Source organism: Tropicibacter sp. Alg240-R139 (assembly GCF_900537075.1).
Taxonomy (GTDB): domain Bacteria; phylum Pseudomonadota; class Alphaproteobacteria; order Rhodobacterales; family Rhodobacteraceae; genus Falsiruegeria.
This window is the reverse complement of the sequence record NZ_UNRA01000008.1, coordinates 82,007-89,206: the sequence shown is the minus strand read 5'-3', so window position 1 is coordinate 89,206 and position 7,200 is coordinate 82,007. Positions and strand designations below refer to the sequence as shown.

The following is a 7,200-nucleotide window of genomic DNA, read 5'->3' as shown; positions in this document are numbered from 1 at the left end:
CAGGGTCTTAGGCCATCACAACCCGGCGATGGCTGCTGCGATCAGGCCGGGGCCAAGCTGATTGACGACGCGGCCCCAACGGGTCACGCGCTGCTCGGCGATAAAGACGATGTCGTTGGGCCGCAGTTCCAGCTTGGTGGCCATAACAAAGGCGGCGGCGTTTTCGGCATCCAGATGCAAGGCGAGCACACGCTCTTGGTGGCCCTTCTTGGGGGCCGCGCGCAGCACATAGATTTCCGACGGGTCCGAGGTTTCGCTGGAAAAACCGTTGCCGTCGAACAGCGCGTCAGCCAGTGTCGTCTGACGATCAAAAGGCAGGGTATAGCGGCTGGGTTGGCTGCGTTCCCCGGCCAGATAGACATAATCACGATCCACCCCGTCCAGTTCGATCCGGGCCTGGAAGTTGCTGCGCTGCTCGTCCAGTTGCGCCCGGCGCAGCGAGATTTCGGTGGTCAGCTCTTCGAGGGCGCGTTCGCGGGCGGCCAGGCGGACCGTGGTCAGTTGAATCTGTTGGCCGAAATAGGTCTCGGCTTTGTCCAGCTCGTATTCGCTGTCGACATAGATGCTGTCGCTCGCGATCAGACGGATGCGCTGCATTTCGGGGTTGTCGAGGTACTCTTGCAGCGGGATCTGATAGAGTGTGCCGTCGCGATAGAGCCGGATCGAGGCAAAATCGAGGTCGCGCACGGCCAGGCCGCCCGCTGCGGCGATGGCCTGATCCAGATAAAGCGGGGTCAGGTTGATCGAGCTGACCCCGGGCTGGCGCACAGCACCACCAACGCTGACACGTTGCGAGTTGAACTCGGCGATCTCGAGGCTGAAGGCGGGGTCGATCTGGTTTTCCACCAGGCTCTGGAACAGCTCGGCCTCGGCTTCTTCGATGGTCAGGCCGGACAGCCGTACGCGACCCACATCCGGGATCGCGATGGCACCGTCATCCTGTACGGTATAGCCGCGGCGGTTGTTTTGCGCGGCAAGCAGACCGCTGAGTTCTTCGACCGAGTTGCGGCTGGATTTTGTGGCCAGCAGCACCACGTCGCCAACGCCGATGCGATAAGGTCCGACGCGGGGCTCGACGGGAGCATTGCTTCTGAGGGTCGAGGGGCGCTGTTCTTCTGGCAGCGAGCTTTCAGGCAGGGTGCCCGCGCCGCGCAGGGTGCCTGAGGTGCCCGCGCTCTGGAAAAATACAGATGGGAGGGATTTTGGCGTATAACCCGAGCGGTTGTAAGTGCTGATGGTCTGCTCCGAGACAGGCACAACAACGACGTGTTCATCATTTTTAGGCACATCAGGCGCAACATAAATGGTGTTGCAGGCGCTTAGAAACGCAAACACGACAAGCAAAACGGATTTTGGCAACATAGTATTCCCCGGAATTCATTGATATTCCTATGGTCGGGAATCGACGGGACTCGCAAGCCTTAGTTGCCAACCGCGCCAAAAAAACGCCATATTGTGTTTTTCCTGCGCGCGGGGATCCGCTCAGCCCATGTGCCGATGGGATTGAGGGTCATTCTCTGAGGGCGCGATCTTTAACGCGGACAACCGGCTGGATCAGGTAATCCAACACCGATTTGCGACCCGTCAGGATGTCGACTTCGGTGATCATGCCGGGGATGATTTCGACCGCGATGCCATCCCCATCCAGCATGGTGTTTTCGGTGCGCACCTCGACCACAAACACCTCTTCGTCATTGCGTTCCGAGCGGGTGATCGTGTCGGCACCGATGCGGGTAATCTCGCCATCCAGACTGCCATAGCGCGAGAAGTCATAGGCGGTGATCTTGACCTTGACCGGTTGGCCCGCATGCAGAAACGCGATGTCGGCGGGGCGCACGTATGCTTCGACCAGCAGGGTGTCATCCAGTGGCACGATCTCGATCAGATCCTCGCCGCTGCGGGCCAGCGCGCCAAGCGTGCTGCGGTGGATACGGTTGACGATGCCGCGCACCGGCGCGTGCAGCTGTGCCCGCGCCGCCCGGCGTTCCAGCGCGGGTAGGGCGGGTTTCAGCGCCGCCAGCTCGGCTGTGGCCAGCGCCAGATCGGTGAGCGCTGCACTGCGAAAGCGTTTGCGCTGTGCCCGGATGCGTTCGTCAATTTCGCTGAGGCCGGTGTGCAGACGGTTCACCACTGCCTCGGCCCGGACCTGACGGCCCTGCCATTCGGCCTCGCTGCGGCGCAGGGTGAGCAGTGTGGTGGCGGGTTCCATTCGCCGTTCCACCAGCGGGGCCATGATGGCGCGTTCTTCGGCCAGCACCATGAGCGTGGCGGTGGCGGTGACCTGATCTACCATCCCCTCTTCGTATTCGCGCTGTCGTTGCAGGCGCTGGTTTTCCAGGATGTCGATTTCGGCCTGTAATTCCGCCTGTCGCCCCTGATAAAGCGCAGTTTCCGAGCGCACCACATCCGCCGCCTCGGCCAGCAATTCGTCGCTGAAGCCCAGGGGCGCATCGTCAATTTCGGCCTGCAGCCGTTCGATCCGGGCCATCAGGCCAAAGGCGCGCTGCTGTTCCTGACTCAGCTGGCTGTCCAGCTGCGTGCCGTCCAGTTCCATCAGTAGGGTGTCCTGATCGACCACCTGGCCCTCGCGCACGTGCAGCGCTTGCAACACGCCCGCCTCGGTCGCCTGGATCACCTGGATATCGCCCGAGGGCACGATGCGCCCATCGGCGCGGGTGACATCGTCGATCTCGGTATTGTGCGCCCAAAGGCCGGCGGTGACCAGAAACGCCAGGATCACCAACAGCAGAAGCGAGCCGCGCAGGGGCGAGCGCCCGCGCATTTCGCGTGCCAGCTTGTCCAGATCAGGATGCCGCGACATTGGCCTGCCTCCCCTGTTTAGAGCCTGTTTTGGGCGTGTGGCGGGTCAGCAGGCTTTTGGGCCCGTCGGCGCCAACCTTTCCGTCTTCGATCACGATGACCCGGTCGACCAGCTCCAGCAGGCTGGTGCGGTGGGTCACGATCACCATGGTGCTGTCGGCGGCGGTTTCTTTCAGGCGCTTGATCACGGCGGCCTCGTTCTGGACATCCATGGCGCTGGTGGGTTCGTCAAACAGCAGAATGGGCGGTCGTCCGACCAGGGCGCGGGCCAGGGTGATGGCCTGGCGTTGCCCGCCTGACAGCCCCTCGCCGCGCTCCCCCAGCATCATGTCATAGCCGTGCGGATGCTGGGCCAGAAAATCCTCGACCCCGGCGGTGCGGGCGGCCGCAACAATGTCGTGGTCACGCGGGCGGATCGCCCCGATCGAAATATTCTCGCGCACGGTGCCGGAAAACAGCCAGATGTCTTGTAGGACCGAACCGATGTTGCGGCGCAGATCGCCCGGATCAATTTGGCGGATGTCCAGCCCGTCAACCATGACCGAGCCGACGCGCGGCTGGTATAGCCCCAGAAGCAGCCGCGCGACGGTGCTTTTGCCTGACCCGATCCGGCCCAGGATGGCGACCTTTTCGCCCGGATTGATGCGGAACGACACACCCTTGAGCGCGTCCCCAGCCTGATCGGGGTAAGCGAAATAGACGTTGTTGAAGGTGATACCACCGTCCAGCTTGGGGCGGCTGATCCAGCTGCGTCCCTCGGGGCGTTCGCTCTCGCTCTGCATCAGGGCGTCAAGGTTGCGATAGGATGTGCGCGCCTGATTGGCCCGTGTCAGGGTCTGGGCAAGCTGCCCCAAGGGTGCCAAAGCCCGCCCCGTCAGGATGACCGAGGCCACCAGCGCGCCCATGCTCGCCTCGCCCGCCGTGATCAGGAAAACGCCGTAGAACACGATCAGCACCTGTGCGGCCTGCTGGGTGAACCCGGTCAGGTTCAGGGCAAACTGGCTGATGGCGCGGCTGCGTTGCCCGTGCTGGGCTTGCCGTTCAATCGCCTCGTCCCAGCGGGCGCGCATCTGGCGCGCGGCACCGGTGGTCTTGATGGTTTCGATCCCGGCCACGGTTTCCACCAGCACGCTTTGTTTCGATTGCCCGTCGGCAAAGCTGCGTTCAGCCAGACGTGACAGGAACGGCTGCACCGCCAACCCGGTCAGCAGCACCACAGGCACTGCCAGGGCCGGCACCAGCGCCAGCGGCCCGCCGATCAGATAGATCACCCCGACAAACAGCGTGATGAAGGGCAGATCAACCACCGCGACCAGCGTGGCCGAGGTGAAAAATTCGCGTAAGGTCTCAAACTCGCGCAGGGTGTTGGCCATGGCCCCGGTCGATCCCTTGCGCGCGTGCATCTGCATGTTCAGCAGCTGGTCAAAGATGCGCCGCCCCATCTGAGCATCGGCGCGATTGCCCGCCCGGTCGATGAAGCCTGCGCGCACCATCTTGATCACGAAATCAAACAGCAGCGCCAGCCCGACACCAAGGGTCAGCGCAATCAGCGATTCTGTCGCCTCGTTCGGCAAGACCCGGTCATAGACGATCATGATAAAGATCGAGGTCGTCAGCCCCAGCACATTGGCCAGCACGGCGGCCAGCACCACCTGAGTATAAGACCAGCGGTTGGCAGCGAGCGCCGACCAGAACCAATGCCCGTGCCGCCCCTTGGCCGTGGCGGCGATGTCGTCGCGGTGTTCGCGCCGAAACAGCAACGCATACCCTGTGTAGCTGTCACGCAGGTCGCGTTCAGGCACTTCGCCGATGCCCTCGCCCAGGGCTGGGTCGTGGATCAGCAGGTTGCCCTTGGGGTCGCGGCCATGGAACACCACCGCGCGGTCATCTTCCAAGAGCAGGATCGCGGGGGTCAGGGCGGCGTCGAAATCGCCCAGCTTGCGGGCACCGAACCCGGCCTGCAGCCCGGCGCGTTCGGCAGCGGCAATGGCGTCGCGAACGCTGAGCGTGCCGGATGTGCCGGATTGCGCCGCATGCAGCGCTGCCAGAGTGATAGGGCGATCCAGACTGTCGGCCACATGCAGGATGCAGGCTTCTAGGGCAGGGACGATATCGGGTTTAAATCGGGTGGACTTTCCAACGGTATCGACCTGTGAGAGCATCATGACGGTGGCTCATCCTCTTCGCCCCAATCGGTCAGGGCTATGCCAAATACATCCAGGATGTCACCGGTCAGGCTGAGCGCGGCATAATTGGTCAGAAAGAAATTCTGCTCCGCCAATATCAACCGTTCCTGCGCCCCGACATAGTCGCGCTGTGCATCCAGAATCTCGATCAGGCTGCGACGCCCGATAGTGAACTGTTCCTGTGCGGCCGCGACACTGTCGGCATTGGCCTTTGCGGCAATTCGGGCAGCCCTCAGCCGTTCTGCACCGGCTTTCTGGTCTGACCGAATGAATTCCAGTTCACGACCGATCTCGCGGATCAGCAAATCGCGTTCGAATTGGACTTCTTCCACTCTGGCCTCGGCCGCTTTGACAGCAGCGCGACGCTGACCAGAAGTATCCAGATCAAAGTTTAACGATAGGTCAACGGAAACGTCCGGATCGTCATTTGCATTGCGATCTCCAAGCGCGCCGGCCACCAGGCTGGGACGGCGGCGCGCCTTGGCGGCGATCAGATCGGCCTCGGCCGCGCGCAGGCTGGCGGTCAGCGCCCGCACGCGGGGGCTGTTGCCGACAATCTCGTTGTCGCTGCGGGTCAGACCGGGGGCGGCTTGGGGGCGAGGCAGCGCGGCGGGCGCGCGGGCAAAGACCTCGCGAAAGCGCGCCTCGGCCCGGTCGGCGCGCGCCTGCGCATCGGCGTAGAACGTACGCGCATCGGCCATGCGCGAGCGGGCAGTCAGTACGTCGGCCTCAGACCCGGCACCGCTGTCGGTGCGTTCGCTGATCTGGCGTTCCAGCCGCTCGTGCGTGGCGACGTTGTCGCGGGCGATGGACAGCAGTTTGCGCCGGTCCAGCACCATCACATAGGATTCGATCGCTTCAAGCGTGACGGCGGCGGCTGTTGTCAGCTGATCGCCGCGGCTTTCCAGAACACGGGCGCGCGCAGCGGTCTGATCGCCGGCGGCTGCACCGCCGTCATAAACCAGCTGCGAGATTCGCAGATAGGGCGAGGTGCTGGCCTCGCTCACGGTCTGCTGGCGCGAGCTTGCGTTGACGCCGACCGAGACCTGCGGTTTCCAGGCGCCTTCGGCGGCCTCTTGCTCGGCTTGGGCGGCGCGGATGCGCACGCTGCTTTGGGCCAGATCAGGGCTGGTGTTGACGGCTTGGGTGATCTGCTGGCCAAAGCTGCTTTTGGCCAGGGCACTGTCGATTTGCGCAGCCCCCGCACCCGCAGTGCCGGTGGCAAAAGAGGCTTCGACGGTGGAAAGATCAGGCGCAATATCACAGGCAGCCAGGGCCAGAAGGATCAGACCGGCAACCCCTGCTCTGGCAGAGGGGGCTTCACCTGTAGACATTTGCTCTCCTCTCCCGGTTGTCCGGGCATTGCGTCGTTTTCCTGCGCTTGTGCCAGAGCAGAGAGAAACCCGTCAAGCGCATCATTGCCCGGAGAGGTTGTATCTGTGTCAGGTGTGGCTTTCGTAAGACCCGTCTGCCTGCTTGCCCTGTCCAGCCACAGACAGTGCTGCAACGACACCTGATGGGCATGGATCAGACGCAAGCCATCCTGGCGCGCCAGCAGGACAAGATGCGCATCGGGCAGGGACTTGAGCGCCGCGCCATCAATGGTCAACAGGCCCGGGGGCAATTCAACCCCCTCGTGTGAGGTGAGCGGCGTGAAAAGCTCCATCGCCTCAAGCGTGGCGCAGAGCACATCGGTCGCCTGCAAGGCTGCCGTACGGGTGCTGAAGAACTGCACCACTTGGGCCAACCCTGGGGCCAGCGTGCCGTCGGGGGCAAAAAACGGCTCGTCCCGGGGGTCATCGGTGATCAGCCCGCTGGTTTCATTGATTAGAACCGCCCTTTGATCGCCTTGACCGGTGGAATGGGACGCAAACGGGTGGCTGCGCAGCTGCGAGGGCACATAGGTGCCCAGCCACCGCCCGTTGTGGCTGACAAAGGGGCTGTCTTGGTCAGGGATTAGCGATAGCAAGGCTACCGGGGTGACGCCGGGTCTGCTGCCTCCTCCGTGGCGGCGAAAGGCAACGGGAAAGGCGCTGGCGCAGTGCAGGATTTCCTCGGCGACGATGGGCACCTCGGCCAGGGGGCGGGCAAAGTCATACGAGGAAAAGCGTCGCCAGAACCGATGCCCGTGCCGCGCCTTGCTGATCGGGACAAGGTCTGTGTGTGGTGCCATTGGCGGGTCCATCCCGGTCTG

The 7,200-nt window shown here is 63.3% G+C and carries 5 protein-coding genes; all 5 read right to left on the bottom strand.

The genetic code is table 11. From position 1 onward, the window contains the following. Window positions 1–15 precede the first annotated feature (15 nt). The 5 genes from G6R15_RS21470 to G6R15_RS21450 all read right to left on the bottom strand — a co-directional run bounded on the left by G6R15_RS21470 (window position 16) and on the right by G6R15_RS21450 (window position 7,179). On the bottom strand, window positions 16–1,362 hold the full coding sequence (locus G6R15_RS21470) for a polysaccharide biosynthesis/export family protein (protein WP_205520618.1): 1,347 nt from the start codon (window positions 1,360–1,362) through the stop codon (window positions 16–18). A 148-nt stretch (window positions 1,363–1,510) separates the two neighbouring features. Beyond that, the gene (locus G6R15_RS21465) at window positions 1,511–2,821 is read right to left on the bottom strand and encodes an HlyD family type I secretion periplasmic adaptor subunit (protein ID WP_164662081.1); all 1,311 of its coding nucleotides are present in this window, start codon (window positions 2,819–2,821) and stop codon (window positions 1,511–1,513) included. Then, window positions 2,805–4,985 carry a type I secretion system permease/ATPase gene (locus G6R15_RS21460; RefSeq protein ID WP_240336830.1) on the bottom strand — a complete coding sequence of 727 codons (2,181 nt, stop codon included), beginning with the start codon at window positions 4,983–4,985 and terminating at the stop codon, window positions 2,805–2,807. The genes G6R15_RS21465 and G6R15_RS21460 overlap by 17 nt, the downstream gene beginning before the upstream one ends. Further along, window positions 4,982–6,340, bottom strand: a complete 1,359-nt coding sequence (locus G6R15_RS21455) for a TolC family protein (RefSeq protein ID WP_164662079.1) — start codon at window positions 6,338–6,340, stop codon at window positions 4,982–4,984. Before G6R15_RS21455 ends, G6R15_RS21460 begins: the two co-directional genes overlap by 4 nt. Further along, entirely contained in the window at window positions 6,292–7,179 is an 888-nt protein-coding gene (locus tag G6R15_RS21450) for a SapC family protein (RefSeq protein ID WP_164662078.1), read from the bottom strand. Before G6R15_RS21450 ends, G6R15_RS21455 begins: the two co-directional genes overlap by 49 nt. Window positions 7,180–7,200 lie beyond the last annotated feature (21 nt).